Raw genomic sequence first — 22691 nt, forward strand, 5'->3', positions numbered from 1 at the left:
GGGCGGGGGGGGGGGGGGGGGCGGGGGGGGGCCCCCGGGGGGGCCGGGGGGGGGGGGGCCCCCCCCCCCGGGGCCCCCCCCCGCCCTCCGCGCTTGGTCCCGGGATCGTCGGGTAGGCGCTCGAAGTGGAAGACGAAGCGGTGGCACCGGGCGAGGACCTGCTCTCAGGGTTGAGCGTCGACGCGAGCAGGCCCGAGCAACCCGTCCTGCTGGACGCCGGAGGGGCTCCCCTCCGGACGTGGCAGGAGAACTACCCCTACCAACAGAAGGTGCGGCGCGGCGAGTACGAGCGGGACAAGCGGATCCTGCAGATAGAACTGCTGAAGATGCAACGCTGGGTGCGCGAGACGGGTGCCCGGGTGTTGGTGCTCTGCGAGGGGCGGGACGCCGCGGGCAAGGGCGGCACCATCCAACGCTTCACCGAACGGCTCAACCCCCGCGGCGCCCGCATCGTCGCCCTGGACAAGCCGACCGAGCGGGAAGCCGGACAGTGGTACTTCCAACGCTACGTCGCGCACCTGCCGGGCCCGGGGGAGATCGTCTTCTTCGACCGGTCCTGGTACAACCGCGCCGGCGTCGAGAAGGTGATGGGGTTCTGCACGGACCGCGACTACGAGCTCTTCCTGCGGCAGTGCCCGGCCTTCGAGACGATGCTGGTGGACGACGGGATCCTGCTGGTCAAGTTCTGGTTCTCGGTCTCCCGGGCCGAACAGCGCACCCGGTTCGCGATCCGGCAGGTGGACCCCGTCCGCCAGTGGAAACTGTCGCCCACCGACCTCGCCTCCCTCGAACTGTGGGACGCCTACACGCGGGCCAAGGTCGCGATGTTCCGTGCCACCGACACCGAGGCCGCCCCGTGGGCGGTCGTCAAGAGCAACGACAAGCGGCGCGGACGGCTGGAGGCGATGCGCAGCCTGCTGTGGCGCGTCGACTACGACAACAAGGACCCCGAAGCCCTGGGCAAGCCCGACCCCCTGATCGTCGGCGCCGCCGACACGCTCCTCGAACAGGGCGAGGAACCCGCCACGCTGTCCCCCACCCCCCTGACCGGCCTGTCCACCGGCCCGGGCCATCACCCGACGCCCGGCCCCGCTGCCGAGCAGTGAGCCCCGGCCCGCCATCGAGGTCGTCCCGTCGTGCGCGGGCCCACCGTTCTACGGGGCCTGCGGCGCGGTGATCCTCGTGAGGACCAGCAGGGTGTCGACGAGGTCCTCCGCCGGAGCCCCGGTGGCCAGGCGGCGCAACTGCTGACCGAAGACCAGGGCGACGGCCACGCCCGCCAGACGTTCGGGGTCCGGCACGCCGAGGTGGGTCAGGATCCGGGTGGCCAGCAGGTCGTAGGCGGCGAAGCAGTCGGCCGCGGCGGCGCGCAACCGTTCGTCGCGGCCCGCCTGGACGTACAGCTCGAAGGGCGCGATGTGGCGGCTGTCGAAGACGTTGCCGCCCGCCACCCGCGCCACCACCTCCGCCGCCTGCCCGATGTCGAAACGCTCGTCGGAGCACTCGTCGGCGAGCGCCGTGAAGTGCCGGGTCTCCTCGGCCACGAAGTGCAGCAGGCTCTCGCGCAACAGCTCGTGCTGCGTGGCGAAGTGGTAGGTGACCGAACCGAGGGAGACACCGGCCTCCTTGGCGATCCGCCGGTTGGTGACGGCGGCGATGCCGTCCTGCCCGATGATCCGCAGCACGGCGTCGATGATGCTCTGGCGGGTCTCGGAAGCATGGTGCATGTCGACATCCTGCCCCATCGGCCGGCGCGACCACCCCTGCGGGTGGCGGGAGTTGGGCCCCACGCGGTGTGGACAGCCGGCGGGACGATCCCTACTGTTCGTTCGAACGAACAGTCGTGGACGGCCGTACGGGAGTCAGCGTGGACATATCCGGATCGAACGTTCTGCTCACCGGGGCCACCGGAGGCCTCGGCTCCGACCTGGCGGTGCGGCTGGCCGCGCACGGGGCCCGCCTCACGGTCACCGGGCGCCGGGAGGAAGCCCTCAAGGCGACCGCGGACGCCTGCGGCGCCCGTACGGTGGTCGCCGACCTGGCCGTCCGGTCCGACGTCGTCCGGCTCGCCGGGACCTGCGCCGAAACGGACATCCTCGTCGCGAACGCCGCGCTGCCCGCCAGCGGCGACCTCCTGGACTACACCGAGGAACAGCTGGACCGGGCCCTCGACGTCAACCTGCGCGCGCCCCTCCTGCTGACCAGGCTCCTCGCCGAGCACATGGTGGCCCGCGGCCGGGGCCACATCGTGCTGGTCGGCTCCATCTCCGGCAAGGCGGCGACGAAGTCGACCTCCCTCTACAACGCCACGAAGTTCGGGCTGCGCGGCTTCGCCCTCGCCCTGCGTCAGGAACTCCGGGGCACGGGCGTGGGCGTGTCCCTCGTCCAGCCCGGCTTCGTCCGCGACGCGGGCATGTTCGCGGCCACGGGCGCCACCCCGCCGAGCGGCATGCGGACGGTGACGCCCCGCCAGGTCACCGACGGCGTCGTACGGGCGATCCGCCGCGACCGCTGCGAGGTCAACGTGGCACCGCTGGAACTGCGGCTGCTCAGCGCCATCGCCGGCCAGTTCCCCGGGTTCGCCGAACGCGTCCAGGCCCGGACGGACGTCGACGGCTCCGTACGCCGCATCGTCGAGGCCCAGCGCTCACACCGGTAGACCCCTCCGCGCGAGGGCCCACGCCCCCGCCCCCACGTGAACGGAGAGCGCGACCGTGTCGAGCAGCCAGCACCTCCCGAACGCCGTGCCGGGCCCGCCCCCCACCACGGGGGTCGCGCGCCGGTCCCTGCTCCGATGGGGAGCCCTGCTCGCCGCCGGCGGAGTCTCCGCGCTCGCCCCCGCCCCGATCGCCCGCGCCACGACGCGAGGGCAGGGCACCGACACCGTGACGACCAGGTACGAGGGCCGCGCCCCGTACGGCACCGACCAGTGGGCGTACGTCGCCTTCGACGTCCCCGCCGGGGTGCGGCGGATCTCCGTGGACACCACGCACGACGCCGCCGCCGGCATCCTCGACCTCGGCGTCTTCGGCCCGTCCGGCTTCCGCGGCTGGTCGGGCGGCGCCCGGTCCGGGTTCACCCTCTCCCCGGCGGACGCCACACCCGGCTACGCCCCCGGACCCGTCGAGCCCGGCGGCTGGTCCGTCATCCTGGGGCCGATGGTCGGCGCCGCCGGCGGCATGGCGTGGCAGGTCGACGTCACCCTGCACCACGGTGACCCGCTGCCCGGCACCCCGTACGACATCCTCCCGGCCGCCGTCGCCGGGCGGGGGCCCGGCTGGTACCGCGGCGACCTGCACCTGCACAGCGTGCACTCCGACGGGCAGCGCACGGTGGACGAGATCGTCGCGGCCGCCCGCCAGGAGGGGTTGGACTTCCTCGCCACCTCCGACCACAACACCCACTCCACCGGCGTGACGTGGCGCGGCAACGTCCCGACCGACCTGCTGGTCATCAACGCCGAGGAGGTCACCACGCGGCACGGCCACTGGCTCGCCGTCGGCCTGCCCCAGGGCGAATGGGTGGACTGGCGCTACGGCCCCGGCGACGAGGGGGCGTTCGACGGCCACGCCCGTCGCGTGCACAGCCTGGGCGGGATCACCATCGCCGCCCACCCGCTCACCCCGGCACCGGGCTCCTTCTGGGAGTTCGGCCTCGACCGCGTGGACGCGCTCGAGGTGTGGAACGGACCCTGGACCCTGGACGACGCGGCCAACATCGCCGCCTGGCACGTCATGCTCTGCCTCGGCAAACGGGTCGCCGCCGTCGGCAACAGCGACGCCCACAGCCCGGCCGACGCCGTCGGTCGCCCCCACAACGTGGTCCACGCCGCCGCGCTGTCGACCCCGGCCGTGCTGGACGCCCTGCGGTCGGGCCGGTCGTACGCCGTCGAATCCGCCGCCGTGACCCTGGACTTCACGGCCCGTTCCGGCGCGGCCGTCGCGGGACCCGGCGAGGAACTGCCGCTGTCGTTGTTCGACACCGTCGACGTCACCCTGGACGTGACGGGCGCCCCCGACAGCATCGCCACGCTGTACACCGAGTGGGGCATCATGGCCGCCACCCGCATCGACGCCACCGGCAGCGGCCGGCTGCACTGGCGCGGCTGGGGCAAGGCGTCCCTGTTCGCCCGGGCCGAGGTGCGCCGGCCCAAGCCCGCCTCCACCACCCTGGACCAACTGGTCGCCCTCACCAACCCGGTGTGGTTCCATTCCGCGCGACTGCCCCCGTACGACGTCGAGCGCCGCGCGCTCTTCCACACCGAGCGCCGCCCCGACGGGTCGTGGAGCGGCATGCGCCCGCTGCCCGGTACCGCCGGGGCGGCCTCGTTCGCGGCGGTGCAGAGCGCCGCGGCCGGGATGGCGGACGGCTCCGTCGTGGTGCTGGGCCTCGCGCCCGACAACGGCCTGTGGCTGACGACCGTACGGGGTACGGCCACCCTCCGGCCGTGGCAGCGCGTGGCCGGACCGGACGGCGCCACCGGGTTCGCCGTCCGGGACGCGGACATCGCGGCCTTCTCCGACGGCACCTGCCAGATCGTGGTGACGGCCATGGACGGCACGGCCCACCACCAGCAGCGCCGCGCCGACGGCGGTACGACCGGCTTCCGGCCCGTCCCGGGCGCGACCCCCGGCAGCCGCTGGGGCGCGACGCGGGTGTCGATCGCGGCCATGCCCGACGGGTCCGCCCACCTGCTCTCCTACGGCACGGACGGTGCCATGTACCACCGCATCCGCGGACGTGACGGTACGTGGACGGCTTGGGGGCGCCTCGCCGGGCCCGGCGGAGCCCCCACGTTCTCCGGGCCGGCCCTGGCGATCACCGGCATGCCCGACGGCTCCGCCCAGGTCCTCGCGATCGGCCTCGACGGCATGGTCCACCACCAGGTGCGGCGCCCCGACGGCTCCTGGACCGGGTTCCGGCAGCCGCGCGGCGTCACCACCGCGACCATGGGGGCCAGTGCCATCGGCATCACCGGCACGCCCGACGGCTCCGCGCAGGTGGTGGCGGTCGGTCTCGACGGCCACGTCCGGCACACCATCCGCCGACCGGACGGCTCCTGGACCCCGTTCGCGCAGGTCCCCGGCCCCAACGGGCGCGACCCCTTTCCCGCGGGGCAGTGCCGCGTCACCACCCTGCCCGACGGCACCGCGCACGTCACGGCCGTCAGCGCGGGCTGACGGCCGGCGCACGGGGTCCGCTCCGGTCACCGGCCCGGGGAAGGACGGTGGAACCGGGGAGGGGAACGGAGGACGGGAACGGTGGGCACGCGGTGTCACCTCACCCTCCGCGCGGGCGGTCGGGGATCGAGGTTCAGGACGCGGTCGACGGCGATCTCGACGACGACCAGGTCCGGCGGGTCGGGCGGCGCCGCGCGGTAGCGGGCGGTGTACCGGCGCACCGCCTCGGCCAGCCGTGCGGGGTCGTCGGTGACGCTCGCCCGCCCTTCGAGGGTGACCCAGCGGAAGCCGTCCGCCTGGCAGAGCGCCGCCCGGGCCGCCGGACCGCCCGCCACGACGCCCGCCGCCACGTTCCGGGCCTTGCGGGCCCCCGCCCGGGTGGTGACCCGGACCAGGCCGGCGGCCGCGTCGAAGGTGAAGCGGACGGGGGTGACGTGCGCGGTGCCGTCCGGGCGCAGGGTGGTCAGGGTGGCCGCACGGGGCAGACCCAGGAACGCCCTTGCCACGAGGGGGAGTTCGATGCTCGCGCGGCTCACTTCTTCTTCACGCCCTCGTTCCACATCAGCTTGGCGATGTTCGGCTTCACCGCCGTGGTGATGACACCCATCGCCTTGCGGACGTACCGCCCCTCACCCAGCTCCCGCAGCATGGCGGCGGCGAGGTCGGCGCGGGCGGTGAAGACGCCGTCCGCGCTCGTCTCGGCCGTCCGGTAGTCCGTGACGACGGGGTGCTCGAAGAGCCCCGACGGCCTGACGAGGGTCCAGTCGAGGTCCGTCCCCCGGATCACGTCCTCCATGCGCCGCATGTCCGCGTGGAGCGTGCGCCCGAGCCGCCGGTTCACCAGCGGGTCGAGCACGTGGTTGAAGAAGTGCGCGCCGGTGGGCCGCCAGTGCGGGTCGGCGATGCTGGAGCTGACGACGAGCAGCCGTCCGATGCCGTGGCGGGCCATGGCCCCCGTGATGGCGTCGGCGCTCGCCGAGTACGTGGTGACGGCCTCCGCGCTGAAACGCGCGCCGAGCGCGGACAGGACGGCGTCCGTCCCGCCGATCGCGGCGTCGACGGCCGCCGGGTCGGTGGCTTCGGCGACGGCCACGGACAGGCCGGGGCGGGCGGGCAGGGAGCCCGGGCGGCGGGTCACGGCGACCACTTCGTGGCCGGCGGCGAGTGCTTGACCGGTGAGGCGGCGGCCGGTGGGTCCGTTGGCGCCGAAGACTGCGATGCGCATGGTGTCGGTCGTCCTTCGTGTGGTGGTGGCAGCGGTCGGAACGCCCTTGACTGTGCCGATCACGAAACGCAGGCTCAATGCCGATGAATAACGCCGCCCCCGCCGCAGCCACACCCCCCGCGCCCGCTCCCAGCCGCACCCGGGGCCGTCCCCGGGGCAATCCGCCGACCCGCGAGTCGATCGTCCCGGTGGCCCGTTCGCTGTTCCTGGAGCACGGCTACCGGCGCACCACGCTGCGCGCGGTCGCCACGGCCGCCGGCGTCGACCCGGCCCTGATCGCCTACCACTTCGGCTCGAAGAAGGGCCTCTTCGCCGACGTGATGCAGTTCCAGTGCGCCACCGCGTTGACCGTGGACGACGTCCTCGGCGGCGACCCGGCCACCCTCCCCGGCCGGCTGATCGACGCGGTGACGGACCTGTGGGAGGACGCCGACTTCCGGCAACTCACCGGGCAGGGTGAAGAGGCCGCCGAAGCGATCCGCGAATACCTGGAACGGGAGCTGCTGGCCCGCCTCGTTGAATTTCTCGGCGGCCCGGACGCGACCGCCCGCGCCACGGCCGTCGTGACGATCCTCGGCGGCCTCATCTACACCCGCTGGATCAACCCCCTGCCCACCCCCGGCTCCCTCACCCCGTCCGAGGCCCGCCACGCCCTCACCCCGGCGCTGCGCGCGGCGCTGGCCCCGAGGCCGCGTACGACGGCGTCCGGCGGAGCGGCCCGCCGTGCTCCGGCTCCCTCCGGCGGGGGCGCCGTCCGGCGTTGACCCCGCCGCCCGGCGCCCCGCCGGGGGCTACCGCCCGGGCGCGTACGCGGCCCGCAGGTGGTCCACGTAGGCGGCGATGCCGGCGTACGGACGGTCCTGCGCGCCCGAGCGGTGCGGCTCCATGTGCCCGTCGGGGTGCAGCCGGATCGTGGTCGTCGCCGCGCGGGGTGCGGCGTCCGCGGCGTCGGGGGCGGTGCCGGGGAGCGCGGCCGCGTCGAGGACCGCGACGTCGCCGGGGAAAGCGGCCCGGGCCCGGGCCGCGGTGGCCGCCGGGGGGTGGCCCGTCCGGTTGGCGCTGCTGACGTACAGGACGGGGTGCGCGTCCAGAACGGGCCGCAGCGGCTCCCAACGGGCCCCGAAGAGCAGCGTCCAGCCGTCGTGAGTGGCCGGGGCGAGCCGGCCGGGCGGCGCGTGGTCGCGGCCCAGCGGCGCCAGCAGCGTCACGCGCTCGTCCGACAGCAGCCGACGGGCCGTGCCGGCCGCCGCCGCGGAGAGGTCCAGTGCCCGGAGCACGAGCTCGGCGGTCGCCGGGTGGTGGACCCACAGGGCGACGGGCTGCCCGACGGGGCGGCCCTTGGCCCGGTTGACCGCGTCCGGTGTGGTGGCGGCGACGACGTAGGTCAGGGGAGCGGGGTTGGGCAGCACGACGGCCCGCCCCCGCGCCAGGTGCGCACGCGCTGCGTCGACGCCGTCGGCCGGGACCCCGGTCATCGCGCGGCACCGGCCCCACGGGCCGCCGGCACGGCCGGGGCGCAGAGGTAGTCGGCGAAATCGGCGTCGTCGACCACGGCCTGCCCCCGCTCGTAGGCCCGTGACTTCACCCAGGTCGCCGCCGCACGCGTCTGCTCGGCGTCGAGGTGGTGTCCCAGACGTGCGGCGACGGCGCGGATCACCCGGCCGCTGGCCAGATGCGTCAGGATCACCCGCGGCTCGATGCCCAGAAGTTCCCGCGGATCGTACGGCTCGAACAGGCGGGGATGGACGAACGGGGTGCCCGTGGAGATGGTGCCGACCCCGTCCCCCACGATCGGTGTCGTCACGCCGAGCGGTGCGCCGGTCTCCGCGGACACCATGCGGGCGATGTCCGGCAGCAGCGTCAGGTCCGGGGCCGTCCACCACGCGTCGCGGGCGTCGCCGAGCAGCTCCCGGGTGCGTTCGGGCCGGTAGGCGAGCAGGAACAGCAACTGTTCGGTGGCGACCATGCCGCTGCGCTCGGCGATGCCCAACCAGGACGAGGCGTGCACGCGGATGCCCGCGCGCAGCGCCTGGAGGGTGTTGGCCAGGGCGAGGCCGAGGTCGTTGTGGAGGTGCGAGGCCAACACGACGTCGTCACCGGCGCGGCGGCGCACGGTGGTGAACATGGTCGCGGCGTCCTCGGGCAACTGGTCGCCGACCGTGTCCGCCAGCACCACCACCCCCGCGCCGGCCTCCGTCAGCCGCGCCGCGTGCTCGCCGACCAGCAGGGGGTCGGCGCGGGACGCGTCGGCCAGGCACACGTCGACGGCCACGGTGTCGTCGGTGTCCAAGGCCCGCGCGACCAGCGCGGCGCCACCGGCGAGGGCCTGTTCGGCGGTGCCGTGGGTCATCACCCCCGCCATCGCCTCCGATGCCGGCACGACCACCATGATCCGGGCGTGGGCGGTGCCCCGGACCGAGTCCAGGGCCTGACGCACGTCGTGGGCGGTGCCCCGACAGACCGCGGACACGCTCACCGCGCCCTCGGCCTCGACCGCCACCCGTCGGACCGCTTCGAACTCCTGCGGACACACCGCGGGGAACCCGGCGGCGAACACCACGTGCCGAGGCCCGTCCGCGCCGAAGACGCGGCCCTGGGTGCGGGCCAGACGTACCCGGAAGTCCGGCGTCATCAGCGTCTTGGCCTGCGCCCCGTCCCGCGGCGATTCCTCCCACAGCACGACCCGTCCCGCGCGCGCGGACGCGCGCACCACGTCAACCCCCACCGTCGAACCCCTCCGCTCACCGGTCACGGACGGCCGACCCGCCGCGCTCCGGGAAACGATCAACCGGGAGGGGGGCCTTCCGCAGGCGTGGCGAATCGATTCACCCGTACGTGTCACGTCGGGGCAGGGGCAGGGGCCGGGCCGGGGCCGGGGGTTGCGGGGGTGCGGGGCGTGGGCAGCGGGTCGGCGGGCGGGCGCCCTACATGGGGTCCATGGTCCCGCTGCCCTTGCCGTTCACCTCTTCGCTCAACTGGCGGATGTGCTGGGCCTTCTCCGTCAGCCGCTGCTTCTCCGCCGGGTCGCCGGCGTGCTGGGCCGCCTGTTCGAGCTCCTCGGCCTTCTCGCGCATCTCCCGCGTCCGCTTGCTCGGCTGACTGTCGTTGTTCATGGCCAGTTCCTTCCCTCGGGGGAGTGAGTGCGGACGCTCGCATCCAACCAGCGGAGCGACATCCGGTCGCCGTACCGCCACGGCGACCCACCGGAACTTCACCGTGCCGGACGCGACCGCTCAGGTGCTCCCCGGCCCGTTCCGGCCCTGCCGGCCCGCTCCGATCCGCTCACCGCCGCGCCTACCCCGTGAGGGGATCACCATCCGCCCGTGCGACCGCGCCCGGCCACGCGTACCCAAGAGCCTTGACGGGGAGCTCCGTTGAACCCGTCGATCGACCACTCGTCAGCCTGTTCGATGGCATACGCTGTCGAACGGCGACGCGATCCGCGCGGCGAGCCGTAGGACCGCTGGCAAGGACGATGACAGACCGACGAGCAACCGGTCCGCCGGGCGCCGTTCCCGGTGGGACGCCCACCCCCCGGGCCGGCGGCATCTGGGACTCGGCCCTGACCTCCGAGGAGTACGCGGCCGTCAAGGGCGTCGGGTTCGAACCGGTCGGCCAAGTGCTCGGCACGATCGTTTGCAGCGTCGGGTACGAGGGTGTCGGCGGCTGCCCGGGAGCGTGGACGGTCGTGGACGGCAAGCGGGTGCCGTTCTCCCGTTGGGTGCCGTCGCTGTCACAGACGGCGAGGGCCATGCAGGCGGCGCGCAGACGCGCGCTCTCGCGGGCGGTGGCCGAATGCGGCGCGCTCGGCGGCGACGGGATCGTCGGGGTGGAGCTGTGCGCCAACCGGTTCGCGGAGGAGTTCGTGGAGTACACCGTGCGGGGCACCGCGGTCCGGGCCCGCTCGAGGATCCGGCCGCACCGGCCGTTCACGTCGCACCTGACGGGCCAGGACTTCGCGAAACTGCTGCACTCCGGATGGGTTCCCACCGGACTCGCCTTCGGCGTGGCTCTCGAAATCCGACACGACGACTGGCGCACCTCCCGCCGCACCGCGTGGACCGCCGAGACCCAGGAGGTCGACGGCTACACCCACCTGCTCGGCCACGTCCGCCGCCAGGCCCGCGGACAACTGACGCTCGACGCGGCGAAGCACGGCGGCGACGGGTTGGTGGTGGACGACGTGGAGCTGACGGTGAGCGAGAGCGAGTGCCCCGCGTACGGGTACACGCGCGACTTCATCGCGGAGGCGGTCTTCGTCGGCACCTCCATCGCCCGCTTCGGCCGCTCCGAACGGTCCGCCGGGCCCACACCACTGACCATCATGAGACTGGAGCGCGAGCGCTGATATGACCGAGCGAACGGGACAGGGACCGGCGGGCGCAGCCGCGCGGCCGGCCGCCGACGGCGTGCCCGAGGACGCGATGCGGCGACTCGCGCACCCCCGGTCGGGGGAGGGGGCGGCGCCGTTCACCTCGAACCTCTCGGTGAACGAGTTCCTGCTGGTGCGCGAGGCCGGCTTCCGCCCGCTCGGTCTGGTCCTCGGCTCCTCCGTCTACCACGTCGGCATCCAGCTCGGCCGGTGGTCGAAGAACCAGGAGCTGACCAAACTGTCACAGGCCATGTACCACGCCCGTGAACTCGCGATGAGCCGCATGGAGGCGGAGGCGAGCGCCCTGGGCGCGGACGGGATCGTGGCGGTGCGGCTGGACATCGAGTTCAAGGAGTTCGGATCGGACGTGGCCGAGTTCATCGCCGTCGGCACGGCGGTCAAGGCGGCCGGCGCGGACCCCGGACCGGCCGGGACGTGGCTGAACAACAAGGGCAGGCCCTTCACCTCGGACCTGTCGGGCCAGGACTTCTGGACGCTGGTCCGCGCCGGCTACGCGCCGCTGGACATGGTCATGGGCTCGTGCGTCTACCACGTCGCGCACCAGCGTTTCGCGCAGGTGCTGAGCAACACGGGCCGCAACGTCGAGATCGAGCCGTTCACCCAGGCGCTCTACGGAGCACGCGAACTGGCGATGGGCCGGATGCGGGCGGAGGCGGAGTCCCTGGACGCCGAGGGGATCGTGGCGGTCCAACTGCGGCAGCACTCGCACTCCTGGGGGCCCCACACCACCGAGTTCTTCGCGGTGGGGACGGCGGTCCGCCCGCTGCGCGACGACCACACGATCGACCGGCCGGGCATGGTGCTGAGCCTCGATGGCTGAGCCGCCGGACGTGGACATGCTGGCCGCTGCGCTGCGCCGGGACAGCGCGGACCTGAGGCTCTACGTCGCCGTGCTGGCAACGAACCTGGCGGACTCGCTGCCGCCCGGCGCGGTGCGCGTCAAACGCAGGCGTTCCCTGGCGGAGCGGATGGCCGGACGCGAGGGTGCCGTCACCGAACTGGACGTCGCGCTCGGCGAGCGGCGCCTCCTGCTGCGGATGGACCGGGACGGCCGGGCGACCGGCGAGGTCTGTCACGAGGTACGGGGCATCGTGCTCTCCCGGCGCCCGGTGGGCCTGGACGAGTGGATCGACGCCCTGGCCCGCTCGCTGTCCGAAGCCGCGACCGCGAACGCCCGGGCCCGCGAAGCCGCCGAACGCTTCCTGTCCTGACGACGGTGGCGCCTGCGGCGGGGGCGGTGCCGGGGGCGTCGGGCCGCCGGCCGGCGGCCCGGGGTTCGCCGCGCCCGAGGTCCTCACGGACCAGGCCGATCAACCGCTTGACCTCAACCGCACTTGAGTTCGTACGGTCGCCGCATGGACCTGCACGCAGCGCAGGATCCGCACCGGAAATCCAGGAAGGCATCCCATGACGACCCAGCTGACGCCCCAGCAGGTTTCCGACGCCGAACTCGCCGGACAGCCCGCCGCGTACTGGACCGGTGTCGCCTATGAGGCGCTCATCGCGTACACCCGGGCCCGGCAGGCGGAAAAGGGCTACACCCAGCCCCAGTTCTGGCTGCTGCGCAATCTGTCGGTCAACGACATCTCGCCCGACGGTGAGGGCATGACCCTGCCCGAACTGCGCGGGGCGATGGTCTCCTACATCCGCCCCGAGGACGATCTGGCGGCGGAGGCCGAGGTGCTCCTTGAACGCGGTTGGTTGTCCCGGGACGCCGAGGAGCGGCTGTGGCTCACCGAGGAGGGGGAACAGGCCCGCCTCGACCTCGCCCGCAACGCCCCCGCGATGCGTGCCGCCCTCCACGAGGGCATCGACGACGCGGACTACGTCACCACGTTGAAGGTGCTTCAGCAGCTGATCCGCAACGCGGGCGGGACGGTCGCCTGACAGGCCCGGCCCCGGTCGGGGGCGTCCGGGCCTCGTGGGCGCGTCCGGGCTTCGTGGGCGCGTCCGGGCGATGACGATCGTGGCCGGTTCGCCGCGCGTCCAGGTCGATGCCGGAAGCACTCTCGGACCTCGGCTCCGGGACCGCAGGCACCGGCCGGGACCGCGCGCCGGCGCGTCGCCGGTGAAATCGCGGCGCGTGTTGCGATGAGTACGGGATCCGCCGCCGGTCTACCCTTCGGACCCATCGTGTGGGAGGAGCAGCAGATGACCGGTACGAAGACTCTCGACCTCGGACCGCAGGCCCGGATCGTGGCGCGGCTCGCGGCGGGCGTGCCCGACGCGCGGCTCGGCGACCCGACGCCCTGTCCCGCGTACGCGCTCGGTGACCTGCTGGGTCACCTCGCCGGGCTCTGCGTCGCCTTCCGCGACGCCGCCCGCAAGGATTTCGGCCCGACGACGGACACCGACCCCGGGTCGGGCGTCCCCTCCCTGTCCGCCGACTGGCGCGAGGAGCTGCCCCGGGTCCTCGACGAGCTCGCCGAGGCCTGGCGGGATCCGGCGGCCTGGAGCGGCATGACCCGTGCGGGCGGTGTGGACCTGCCGGGCGACATCGCGGCGGCGGTGGCCGCGGACGAACTCGTCGTGCACGGCTGGGACCTGGCCCGGGCCACCGGCCAGGAGTACGAGCCCGATCAGGCCGCGCTGCGCGCCTCGCACGCGTTCTTGCTGGCGGCCGCCGAGGAGGACGACCGCGGCGGCGGCATCTTCGGCCCCGTCGTGCCCGTACCGGACGAGGCCCCGCTGCTGGACCGGGCCGTCGGACTGAGCGGGCGCGACCCGGGCTGGACACCGCCGACATCCCCGTGACACGGCCCCCCGGCCGCACACTGGTGGAGTGACGGACAGCGAACGGCGGACGGACCGGCGCCTGGAACGAGCCATCCTGGAGTTGCTGGAGCGCCGGAGCCCGACCTCCAGCATCTGCCCCTCCGACGCCGCGCGGGCGGTGTACGAGGGCGACGACGACGGCTGGCGCGCGCTCATGGAACCGGCCCGCCGCGCCGCCCGGCGCCTGGTCACGGCCGGCGAGGTCGAGATCACCCAGGGCGGCCGTCCCGTCGACCCGACGAGGACCCACGGCCCGATCCGCATCCGCCGCCCCCGCTGACCGGCGTTCGCCGCCCGTCCCTTCCGCCGCACTCCCGCGAGACCGTGATCCTCACCGGCGCCGCGCAGCGGGGGGCGCCGTACGGGGCCGGCCGCCGGTCGGTCGGGAGTCCGGGCAGAAACGGACCCATGGGGTCCGGCCGTTGTCCGATCGCGGAGCGGGCGGGGGCGCCCTGCGGGGCGGGCTCCGGTCCGGACCAGGATGTGGAAAGACGGGCGCAATTGCCCTCCCGTTCACATAAGGTCGTGCCTTCCCGCGGCCCTCGAACAGGCCGAACGCCTGAGCACACGAGGGTCTTCCCGACATGAGCCACGCCTCGCTCGCCCCTGTCCCGACGGACGTCGCGGCCGACCGCCGCACACCCGCGCCGCCGACCCCGCGCTCCCGGCGCGCCGCGCGGGCGGCGCCCCCGGTCGCGGCGCTGATGGCCATGGTCGCGTACTGCGCCGGGCTCGCCCTCCACGGCACGTTCCCCTTCGGCGTCGTTCCGCGCGCGGACAACGACCTGCGCCACCAGTACGTCCCCTTCCACACCTACCTGTGGGACCTCCAGCACGGCACGGCCCGGGGCGACCTGCTGTTCAACTGGCAGAGCGGCTACGGGGTCGGCTTCCTCGCCGACTTCGCCACCTATCTGATGAATCCTTTCTCCTGGCTGACCGGCCTCTTCCCCCGCGACGAGGTCGAGTTCGCCGTCTTCCTGGTCAGCCTGCTCAGCACCGGGCTCGCAGCGGCCCTGATGACCGTCTTCCTCGGCCGGCTCCGCCCCGGCTCCCCCTGGCTGCGCGCCCAACTCTCCGTCGGCTACGCCGTCTGCGGCTGGAACGTCGCCGAAGGAGCCATCGTCCCCATGTGGATGTGGGGCCTGGTCGCGCTGCCGCTGCTCGCACTCGTCACCGACTGGTGCCTGACCGGCCGTCGCTGGGTGCTCGGCACCTTCCTGATCGCGTTCTGCTGGTGCGCCAACTTCTACACCGCCGCGATGGCCACCCTGGCCGCCGCGATCGTCCTGGCCCTGCGACTGGCGACCGCCGACGTCGACCGCCGCACCCGGATACGGGTCCTCGCGCGGGCCGCCGGCATGACGGCCACCGGCCTCCTCCTCGCCGCGCCCGTCATCCTGGTGTGCGCCCTCGCCAACGCGCAGGCCCAACCCACCGACCGGTACGTCGTCGACGTGGAGACCGAGCCGCTCACCTACCTCGCGATGTTCCTGCCGGGCAGCCTCGCCAGCCCCACCGCGCCGAACGTGTTCGTCGGCGTCCTCGTCCTCCTGCTCGTGCTCGCCCTGCCGTTCCAGTCCCGGGTCCCGGTCCGCGAGCGCGTCGGCTGGGCCCTCGTCATCACGCTGACCGCCGTGTCCTTCGTCGTCACCCCCACCGCCAAGCTGTGGCAGGGCTTCACGCTGCCGCACGGGGCCCCGTTCCGCGAGGCCTTCGTCCTCAGCGGCTTCCTCGTGATGGCCGCGTGGGTGTGCCTCGCGCGCATGCCGCGCCCCCGCGCCCTGCTCGGCGGCGCCGCCCTCCTCGCCCTGCTCGTCGCCCTGACCCACGACACCCAGCCGGTCGGTGAAACCGCCCTGCGGGGGACCCTCGCCGGAGGCGTCGCGTTCACCGGACTGCTCCTGCTGTACGCGCGCGGCCTGCGGCGCCGGGCACGGGCCGTCGTCATGTCCCTGCTCGCCGCCTGCGTCGTCGCCACGACGGCGTGCTCCGTGTACGCCGTCACCGCGCTGGAGGACCCCTCGCTGCGCGGACCGGCCCGACCCCAGACGCTGACCAGCGCGGGCCTCGAAGCCCACGGGACGCTGACCGGCCTGAGCCGCTGGCCCGAGTTCCGTGCCGAGGCCGGCCCCGGGCTGTTCGTCACCAACAACGACGCGATGCTGCTCGGCGGTCAGGGCGGCTCGTACTACAGCAGCTACGTGACCCGGGAGACCGCGACCGCCCTCGCCGGCCTCGGCCTCGGCCAAGCGATGGGCGGCCGGCACCTGTGGCCGGCCCGCGATCCGGTGCTGCACGCCCTGTTCGGCGTCGGCGCCACCCTCGACGCGGACACCCTGCGCCCCCGCACCATGCCCGCGCCCCCACTGGTCACCGTACGGGCGCCCGGCAACGACCGTACGTACGGCGCCCCCACCGACTCGGTGTGGGCCCGACGGCAGGCGGCTCTGGGGGCGCGCGTGTACACGGTGCCGGAGCTCACCCCCACCAACCCGGGCGCGGCCGCACGCACGGAGGCGGGCCTGCCGCTCACCGGCGCGACGGAAGCCCGGGCTCAGGGCGAGGACCAGGGGCAGGGCCCGCAGAGCGGGGCCAACACGTTCACCGCGCGGTGCGCGCCCGGTGACCGAGCCTTCCTGCACGCGCCCGCCCTGCGCGCCGACGTGGCGGTCCGGGGCGGTGAGTCCCGGGGGTTCTACGGGGATCCCCCCGTGAGACTGACCCCGCTCGAAGAGGTGGGGCGGGTGTCGGCCGACGGCCTGCTCACCCTCGACGTCCGCACCGGCGGGACGGGCCAGGTGCTCCCGGCCGACGCGATCGGCTGCCTGGACACCCGGGCCCTCGACGCCGCCGTGCAGCGGCTGCGCGACACCGGTGCCACGGCGGTCCGGGTGGACGGCCACTCGATCGCCGCCGACCTCCCGAAGGGCTCCACCGGTACCGCCGTCGTCGCCACCACGGTCCCGCCGGGCTGGACCTGTTCCGTCGACGACGGCCCGGCCCGCCCCCCGATCTCCCACCAGGGCCTCCTGGGCGTCCCGTTGGGCGACGGCGCGGACCGCATCGCGTGCGCCTACACGCCACCGGGCCTGACCGCCGGCCTCACGGGCTCGGCGGCCGGAGCCCTGACGCCGGCCGGCGTACTGCTGGCGCGGCGGCTCCGCTCCCACCCTCCGCGCCGCCCGGCCACCGGCGCGATCCCGCGGCCGGGCAGGGGCGACCGGGTCGGAGCCCGACGGCGTTGAGAGCGGTTCGCCGGACGGGGAGCGGTCACCTCAGGGGCAGGACTCGTCGGTCTTGACGACGGTGAACGCGACCGGCCGACCGTTCAGCGCGGAGCCCGCGGCCGGGCTCTGGGTGCACACCTTCCAGTTCGACTCCTGGAGCACCATGCGGCTCTGCGACGAGGCGTCCTTGACGGTGATCGACGCGTTCGTCGGGAGCGCGCCGCGGGCGGCCTTCATCCCCTTGCCGACGAAGTCCGCCATGGTGTCGCCGGCCGGCTTCGGGGCGGGGGCGTCGGCGGTCGGGCAGCTCTCCTCGAGCTTGACCGCACCGAAGTCGATGGTGGTCGACGTGTCGACGTTCGGACCGGGCGCCGGGGTCTGGCTGCAGACCTTCCAGTTGCGGTCGAGGGCCTGGAGCCGCTCCTGGCCGAGGCTGTCGTGGGACTTCAGGAGGACGAACCCGGCGGCCTGGGCCTCGTCCTGGGCGGCTTGCAGGCCCTTGCCGACGAAAGGGGGGAGCGTGGCGGTCCTGGCGCCGCCGCCGGTGGCCTTCGACGGTGGGGTTCCGGCCGGCGAGGAGGCGGTCGCGGCGGAGGCGGCGGGCGTGACGGGCTTGCCGTCCGCGGCCTGGGGGTTGCAGGCGGTGAGCGCGAGAAGACCGGCGCCCGCGAGCAGGGTGACGTGATGTGTGCGCATCGCGCCATGATCGCCGGGGATGCGCCGGTTCGTGGGGGCTGTGACCGTTCCGTGACGCACCGGAACCGCGAGCCCGGTGCGTGCGATCGGGAGCCCGGGCGGGCGCGCACGCGTACGGCCATTGGGATGGTGTTCGCGGTGGCGACCCATCCGGGGCGGCCCGGACCTCGAAATCCGGGGCGAGCCCGCGATTTCCGCGGGCCGGCCGCACGAACCACACTCCTCGGGGAGCACCATGCGTACGCGCAAGACCATCACCGCCCTGTCCATCGCCGTGGCCGCGGCCCTGTCCGCGCCCGTACTGGCGTCCGCGGACGGCGGCGGCAACGCCATGGACCACATGGACCGGACGGGCCGCAAGGCGCTGACCGCCGTGGGCCTGACCGCGAACCAGCGCCTGGTCGAGTTCACCGTCGACCGGCCCGGCAAGAGCATGTCGATCGGCAGGGTGACCGGCCTGTCCGGGGACACCAAGATCGTCGGGATCGACTTCCGGGTGCAGAACGAGAAGCTCTACGGCGTCGGGGACCGGGGGGGCATCTACACCCTCAACACCGTCAACGCCAGGGCCACGAAGGTGTCCCAGCTGACCGTCGCGCTCTCCGGCCGGCAGTTCGGCGTGGACTTCAACCCGGCGGCCAACCGGCTCCGCGTCATCAGCAACACCGGCCAGAACCTGCGCCACAACCTCGACGACGCCGCCGCCCCGCTCGGCACCACCGTCGACGGCACGCTCACCAACCCGACCACCCCGCCGTCCACCGCGATGGGCGTCACCGGCGCCGCGTACACCAACAACGACCTCAACACGGCGACCGCGACCACCCTCTTCGACATCGACACCACGGCCGACCGGGTCTCCCTCCAGTCGCCCGCCAACGCAGGCACCCTCGCCCCGACCGGGAACCTCGGCGTCGCCGCCGGACCGGACGCCGGCTTCGACATCTACTTCTCGCCCAAGCACGGCACCAACCAGGGCTTCGCGGCGCTCAACACCGGCGGTGCCTTCCGCCTGTACGGGGTCGACGTGCTGACCGGCGCCGCCCGCGACATGGGCGCGTTCCCGAAGCAGCAGCAGGTCACCGACCTGGCCCTGCCCCTGGACCAGGGCTGACGTGACCGTGCGGTGGGCCGCCCGGCGCGCCGGCCCACCGCACGACCGCACCCCACACCGCCCACCCCACACCGCCCACCCTGCGGCGCCCACCCCGCGGGGCCCCGCCTCAGCGGCCCCGGCCCGTGCCCGCGCTCCCGTGCAGTGCGGTCAGTACGCGGTCCGGCGTCAGGGGCAGTTCGCGCAGGCGGCGGCCCGTCGCGTGGGCGACGGCGTTGCCGAGGGCGGCGGCCGTCCCGACGATGCCGATCTCGCCGATCCCCTTGCTGCCCATCGGGTTGAGGTGCTTGTCGTGCTCGTCGATCCAGTGCGCTTCGAGGTCCGGCACGTCGGCGTGCGCGGGCACGTGGTAGGCGGCCAGGTCGCTCTCCGTGAAGTCGCCGAACTCCGCGTCCACGGTGCTGTGTTCCGTGAGCGCCATGCCGATGCCCATGATCATCGCCCCCTTGAACTGCGAGCGCGCGGTCCGCGGGTTGAGGATGTGGCCGGCGGCGAAGACGCCGAGCAGGCGCCGGACGCGTACCTCCCCGGTCACCGTGTCCACCCGGACCTCGGCGAAGTGCGCGCCGAAGGCGTGCCGGGCGTACGGGGACTTCTGCTTCGCCGACTGCGTGGTGTCGGCCGACGCCGACAACCCCTCGGCCGGCAGCGGCCCGTCATGGCGCTCCAGGCGCGCGCCGAGGGCGGCGCAGGCGTCGTGGACGGCCCAGCCCCAGGACCCCGTACCGGAGGACCCGCCGGCCAGTGACGCGGCGGGCAGGCCGGTGTGCCCGATGGCGACGGAGACGCTGTCCAGCGGGACCCGCAGGGCGTCGGCGGCCACCTGGGCCAGGACGGTACGGGCCCCGGTCCCGATGTCGGTCGCGTTGATCTCGACGAGGTGGCTCCCGTCCGGGCGGGCGTGCGCGCGGGCGGTGGACGGGGCGATCAGTACGGGGTAGGTGGCGGCGGCCACCCCGGTTCCGATCAGGTACGGGCCCTCGCGCAGCGGGGTGCGCCGACCCGCCCAGCCGAACCGTTCGGCACCCTCGCGCAGGCACTCCACCAGGTGCCGGCTGCTGAAGGGCCGGCCGCTGTCGGGCTCGGTCGTCGGCTCGTTGCGCACGCGCAACTCGATCGGGTCCATGCCGAGGGCGTCGGCCAGTTCGTCCATCGCCGATTCCAGCGCGTACATGCCGGGGGCCTCCCCGGGCGCGCGCATCCACGACGGCGTCGGCACGTCCAGGGCGACGGCGCGGTGCGTGGTCCGGACGTCCGGTACGGCGTACATGACGCGCGCAGGCACGGCGGCCTGCTCGACGAACTCCCGGACGCGGGAGGTGTGCGTGGTGATCTCGTGGGTGAGGGCGGTGAGGGTCCCGTCGGCGCGGGCGCCCAGCCCGATCCGGTGCAGGGTGGGCGCGCGGTGCCCCACCGTCGCGGGCAGGTGGGCGCGGGGGAGGGACAGTTTCACGGGCCGGTCGTAGTGGCGCGCGGCCATCGCGGCCAGCACCACGTGCGGGCGCGGGGTCCCCTTGGAGCCGAACCCGCCGCCCACGTGCTCGGAGACGACGGTGACGTCGTCCTCGGCGAGCTCGAACAGCGAGGCCAGCGCCGCGCGGACCGGGCCCGCCCCCTGGCTGGAGTCGTGCACGGTCAGGTGGTGGCCGGCGGCGTCCCAGACGGCGGTGGCGGCGTGCGGTTCCATGGGGTGGTTGTGCAGCGGCGCCACCTCGTAGGCGCAGTCGACCCGTACGTCGGCGGCGGACAGCGCCGCGTCGGGGTCGCCCTGCTCCCGGTGGGCGGGATGGCCGCCGTTGGCCTCCTGCGGGGTGTAGGCGTCGGGGTGGTCGACGCTGAGGACGGCGTCGTGCGGCTCGCTCGCGTAGTCGACCCGCACCTGCGACGCGGCGGCCCGCGCGCCCTCCAGGGTGTCCGCGACGGCGAGGGCCACGTACCAGCCGCGATGAGGGACCCGGGGGTCCTGGAGCAGTTGCAGCGTGGGGTCGTCGGAGGGGCCCAGGCGCGGTGCGTTGAACGGCGTCAACACGCCGATGACGCCGGGCAGCCCGGTGGCGGCCGTGTCGTCGACGGCGGTGACCCGCCCGCGGGCGACCGTCGCGGGGACCGGCCAGGCGTAGGCGCAGCCGGGCGGCATGTGCTCGGCGGCGTAACGGGCGGCTCCGGTGACCTTCTCGCGCCCCTCCCGCCGGGGCGCGGGGCTGCCGAGGGCGTTGGTGGAGCGCATGACGGCTCCCTCTCTGATCGGTGCCGACGGCTGCGTCGGCCGGGGTGGGGGCGCGGTGGTGCTACACGGTGGGCCGTTCCGTCCGCGCTGCCGGCGGCCCGCCGGCGGCGCGCACCAGCCGTGCGAGCGCGTCCTGGGCGAGGCCGCGCGCCAGGTCGACCTTGAACGCGTTGTCGCGCAGCGGCCGGGCCTGCGCCAACTCGGCGTCCACGGCCTTGCGTACGGCTTCCTCGGTCGGCCGGGCGCCCACCAGCAGCTCCTCGGCGCGGCCGGCGCGCCAGGGCCGGTGGGCGAGCCCGCCGAACGCGAGGCCGAGCCGGCGTACGCGTCCGTCGTCGGCGAGCTCCAGCACGGCGGCTACCGAGGCGAGGGCGAAGGCGTACGAGGCCCGGTCGCGGGCCTTGCGGTACAGGGAGACGGCGCCGGGGCCGGCCGGGGGCAGCACCACGGCGGTGACGATCTCCCCGGGGCGGATCACGGTGTCCCGCTCGGGTTGGTCACCGGGCAGTCGGTGGAACGCGGTCGCGGCGACGCTCCGGGGACCGTCCCCGCCCCCGTACAGCTCGATCCCCGCGTCCAGTGCGGCCAGGGCCACGGCCATGTCGGACGGGTGCGTGGCGACGCAGTGCTCGGAGTGGCCCAGCACGGCGAGGTCGCGGTGCACGCCGTCGCGGGCGCCGCAGCCGGTACCGGGCTCGCGCTTGTTGCACGGCTTGGACACGTCCTGGAAGTACGGGCAGCGGGTGCGCTGGAGCAGGTTCCCGCCGGTGGTGGCCACGTTGCGCAGCTGCCCGGAGGCACCCGCGAGCAGGGCCTGGGACAGCGCCGGGTACCGGGACCGTACGAGGGGATGCGCGGCCAGGTCGCTGTTGCGCACGCCGGCTCCGACGCGCAGGCCCCCCTCGGGCAGCTCCTCGATCCCGTGCAGGGGCAGCCGGGTGATGTCGATGAGCGTGGTCGGCGTTTCGACCCCGTGCTTCATCAGGTCGACGAGGTTGGTGCCGCCGCCGAGGTAGCGGGCGTCGGGATGACCGGCGTGCGCGTCCACCGCCTCCTGGAGGCTGGTGGCCCGTACGTAGGCGAAGGGCTTCACGCGATCACGCCCGACGTGGTGACGGTGGGGGCGGCGGCGCCGGTTTCGGCGACGGCGGCGACCGCTTCCACGATCCCGTTGTAGGCACCGCAGCGGCAGAGGTTCCCGCTGAGCCGCTCGCGGATCTCCTCGCCGGTCAGCGTGACGGGCCCCGGCGGCTCCGCCGTGTCCGTGACGTGCGAGGGCTGTCCGGCGGCGGCTTCCGCAAGGGCGCCGACGGCGGAGCACAGCTGGCCCGGGGTGCAGTAGCCGCACTGGTAGGCGTCGTGTTCGAGGAACGCCTCCTGGAGGGGGTGCAACGTTCCGTCGGCGTCGGCGAGCCCCTCGACGGTGGTGACCTCGGCCCCGTCCTGGGCCACGGCCAGCAGCAGGCAGCTGTTGGCGCGCCGGCCGTCCACGAGGACGGTGCAGGCGCCGCACTGGCCGTGGTCGCAGCCCTTCTTGCTGCCGGTCAGCTCCAGCGACTCGCGCAGGGCGTCGAGGAGGGTGACCCGGTGGTCCAGGTCGAGGACGTGCTCCGCGCCGTTGACCCGCAGCGTGACGCGGGACCGCGGGCCGCCGGTCTCCGGGGCGCCGGACGGTCGGGCGCCCGGATCGGGTGCGGCGCCGGATCCGGTGTCGGGTCCGGTACCGCTCCCGGTGTCGGTCCGGGGCAGGGGAGGTGTTCCGCTCGCAGCCAACGGGTGTCCTTCATGTCCGGTACGTATGGGTATGGCCCTCGATTGCCCAGCCTCGGGCATCCCACACGTTCCGGCGCC

At 74.4% G+C, this 22691-nt stretch carries 22 protein-coding genes; 12 read left to right on the forward strand and 10 right to left on the reverse strand.

Features of this window, described 5'->3' with window-relative positions:
• Positions 1-125 precede the first annotated feature (125 nt).
• The gene (gene ppk2, locus ACFY0I_RS36295) at positions 126-1106 is read left to right on the forward strand and encodes a polyphosphate kinase 2 (RefSeq protein ID WP_388903853.1); all 981 of its coding nucleotides are present in this window, start codon (positions 126-128) and stop codon (positions 1104-1106) included.
• A 48-nt stretch (positions 1107-1154) separates the two neighbouring features.
• On the opposite strand, the gene ACFY0I_RS36300 is transcribed toward ppk2, so the two are convergent.
• The gene (locus ACFY0I_RS36300; protein ID WP_388903854.1) at positions 1155-1727 is read right to left on the reverse strand and encodes a TetR/AcrR family transcriptional regulator; all 573 of its coding nucleotides are present in this window, start codon (positions 1725-1727) and stop codon (positions 1155-1157) included.
• A 140-nt stretch (positions 1728-1867) separates the two neighbouring features.
• Here ACFY0I_RS36300 and ACFY0I_RS36305 point away from each other — a divergent pair, with 140 nt between their 5' ends.
• Together ACFY0I_RS36305 and ACFY0I_RS36310 are read left to right on the forward strand one after the other, a co-directional pair.
• The gene (locus ACFY0I_RS36305; RefSeq protein WP_388903855.1) at positions 1868-2659 is read left to right on the forward strand and encodes an SDR family NAD(P)-dependent oxidoreductase; all 792 of its coding nucleotides are present in this window, start codon (positions 1868-1870) and stop codon (positions 2657-2659) included.
• A 55-nt stretch (positions 2660-2714) separates the two neighbouring features.
• Positions 2715-5180, forward strand: a complete 2466-nt coding sequence (locus ACFY0I_RS36310; RefSeq protein WP_388903856.1) for a CehA/McbA family metallohydrolase — start codon at positions 2715-2717, stop codon at positions 5178-5180.
• 95 nt (positions 5181-5275) lie between these two features.
• Here ACFY0I_RS36310 and ACFY0I_RS36315 read toward each other — a convergent pair whose 3' ends face one another.
• Positions 5276-5716, reverse strand: coding sequence for a pyridoxamine 5'-phosphate oxidase family protein (locus ACFY0I_RS36315; RefSeq protein ID WP_388903857.1), 441 nt, complete (start codon positions 5714-5716; stop codon positions 5276-5278).
• Positions 5713-6405, reverse strand: a complete 693-nt coding sequence (locus tag ACFY0I_RS36320; RefSeq protein ID WP_388903858.1) for an NAD(P)-dependent oxidoreductase — start codon at positions 6403-6405, stop codon at positions 5713-5715. The genes ACFY0I_RS36315 and ACFY0I_RS36320 overlap by 4 nt, the downstream gene beginning before the upstream one ends.
• Before the next feature lie 83 nt (positions 6406-6488).
• Between ACFY0I_RS36320 and ACFY0I_RS36325 the strand changes: the two genes are divergently transcribed.
• Entirely contained in the window at positions 6489-7169 is a 681-nt protein-coding gene (locus ACFY0I_RS36325; protein ID WP_388903859.1) for a TetR/AcrR family transcriptional regulator, read from the forward strand.
• A gap of 27 nt (positions 7170-7196) precedes the next feature.
• Here the strand turns inward: ACFY0I_RS36325 and ACFY0I_RS36330 are convergent, their stop codons facing one another.
• From ACFY0I_RS36330 to ACFY0I_RS36340, 3 genes are all read right to left on the reverse strand, one after another.
• A complete protein-coding gene (locus tag ACFY0I_RS36330; protein ID WP_388903861.1) occupies positions 7197-7880 on the reverse strand; it encodes a hypothetical protein in 684 nt (227 codons plus the stop codon).
• Positions 7877-9130 carry a 2-isopropylmalate synthase gene (locus ACFY0I_RS36335; RefSeq protein WP_388903862.1) on the reverse strand — a complete coding sequence of 418 codons (1254 nt, stop codon included), beginning with the start codon at positions 9128-9130 and terminating at the stop codon, positions 7877-7879. The genes ACFY0I_RS36330 and ACFY0I_RS36335 overlap by 4 nt, the downstream gene beginning before the upstream one ends.
• 199 nt (positions 9131-9329) lie before the next feature.
• Entirely contained in the window at positions 9330-9518 is a 189-nt protein-coding gene (locus tag ACFY0I_RS36340) for a DUF6381 family protein (RefSeq protein WP_388903864.1), read from the reverse strand.
• Positions 9519-9880: 362 nt separating this feature from the next.
• On the opposite strand from ACFY0I_RS36340, the gene ACFY0I_RS36345 reads away from it, so the two are divergent.
• The 7 genes from ACFY0I_RS36345 (at position 9881) to ACFY0I_RS36375 (ending at position 16821) form a co-directional block, all read left to right on the forward strand.
• On the forward strand, positions 9881-10753 hold the full coding sequence (locus tag ACFY0I_RS36345; protein WP_388903865.1) for a heavy metal-binding domain-containing protein: 873 nt from the start codon (positions 9881-9883) through the stop codon (positions 10751-10753).
• Position 10754: 1 nt separating this feature from the next.
• A complete protein-coding gene (locus ACFY0I_RS36350; RefSeq protein ID WP_388903866.1) occupies positions 10755-11618 on the forward strand; it encodes a heavy metal-binding domain-containing protein in 864 nt (287 codons plus the stop codon).
• On the forward strand, positions 11611-12009 hold the full coding sequence (locus tag ACFY0I_RS36355; protein ID WP_388903867.1) for a hypothetical protein: 399 nt from the start codon (positions 11611-11613) through the stop codon (positions 12007-12009). The genes ACFY0I_RS36350 and ACFY0I_RS36355 overlap by 8 nt, the downstream gene beginning before the upstream one ends.
• Before the next feature lie 208 nt (positions 12010-12217).
• Positions 12218-12685 carry a MarR family transcriptional regulator gene (locus tag ACFY0I_RS36360; protein WP_388903931.1) on the forward strand — a complete coding sequence of 156 codons (468 nt, stop codon included), beginning with the start codon at positions 12218-12220 and terminating at the stop codon, positions 12683-12685.
• 264 nt (positions 12686-12949) lie between these two features.
• A complete protein-coding gene (locus ACFY0I_RS36365; protein ID WP_388903868.1) occupies positions 12950-13552 on the forward strand; it encodes a TIGR03086 family metal-binding protein in 603 nt (200 codons plus the stop codon).
• 28 nt (positions 13553-13580) lie between these two features.
• Positions 13581-13853 (forward strand): DUF3253 domain-containing protein, encoded by a 273-nt coding sequence (locus ACFY0I_RS36370; RefSeq protein WP_388903869.1) that lies wholly within the window; start codon positions 13581-13583, stop codon positions 13851-13853.
• 304 nt (positions 13854-14157) lie between these two features.
• Positions 14158-16821, forward strand: coding sequence for a YfhO family protein (locus ACFY0I_RS36375; RefSeq protein ID WP_388903871.1), 2664 nt, complete (start codon positions 14158-14160; stop codon positions 16819-16821).
• Between the two features lie 30 nt (positions 16822-16851).
• On the opposite strand, the gene ACFY0I_RS36380 is transcribed toward ACFY0I_RS36375, so the two are convergent.
• A complete protein-coding gene (locus tag ACFY0I_RS36380; RefSeq protein ID WP_388903873.1) occupies positions 16852-17499 on the reverse strand; it encodes a hypothetical protein in 648 nt (215 codons plus the stop codon).
• A 235-nt stretch (positions 17500-17734) separates the two neighbouring features.
• Between ACFY0I_RS36380 and ACFY0I_RS36385 the strand changes: the two genes are divergently transcribed.
• Entirely contained in the window at positions 17735-18613 is an 879-nt protein-coding gene (locus tag ACFY0I_RS36385) for a DUF4394 domain-containing protein (RefSeq protein WP_388903874.1), read from the forward strand.
• 109 nt (positions 18614-18722) lie between these two features.
• Here the strand turns inward: ACFY0I_RS36385 and ACFY0I_RS36390 are convergent, their stop codons facing one another.
• The 3 genes from ACFY0I_RS36390 to ACFY0I_RS36400 all read right to left on the reverse strand — a co-directional run bounded on the left by ACFY0I_RS36390 (position 18723) and on the right by ACFY0I_RS36400 (position 22469).
• Positions 18723-20840: a xanthine dehydrogenase family protein molybdopterin-binding subunit gene (locus tag ACFY0I_RS36390; RefSeq protein ID WP_388903876.1), complete on the reverse strand. Its 2118-nt coding sequence runs from the start codon at positions 20838-20840 to the stop codon at positions 18723-18725.
• Positions 20841-20901: 61 nt separating this feature from the next.
• The gene (locus tag ACFY0I_RS36395; protein ID WP_388903877.1) at positions 20902-21933 is read right to left on the reverse strand and encodes an FAD binding domain-containing protein; all 1032 of its coding nucleotides are present in this window, start codon (positions 21931-21933) and stop codon (positions 20902-20904) included.
• Complete coding sequence (locus ACFY0I_RS36400) at positions 21930-22469, reverse strand: 2Fe-2S iron-sulfur cluster-binding protein (RefSeq protein WP_388903932.1); 540 nt, start codon at positions 22467-22469, stop codon at positions 21930-21932. The genes ACFY0I_RS36395 and ACFY0I_RS36400 overlap by 4 nt, the downstream gene beginning before the upstream one ends.
• Positions 22470-22691 lie beyond the last annotated feature (222 nt).

This window comes from Streptomyces sp. NPDC001568 (assembly GCF_042893755.1).
GTDB lineage: Bacteria > Actinomycetota > Actinomycetes > Streptomycetales > Streptomycetaceae > Streptomyces.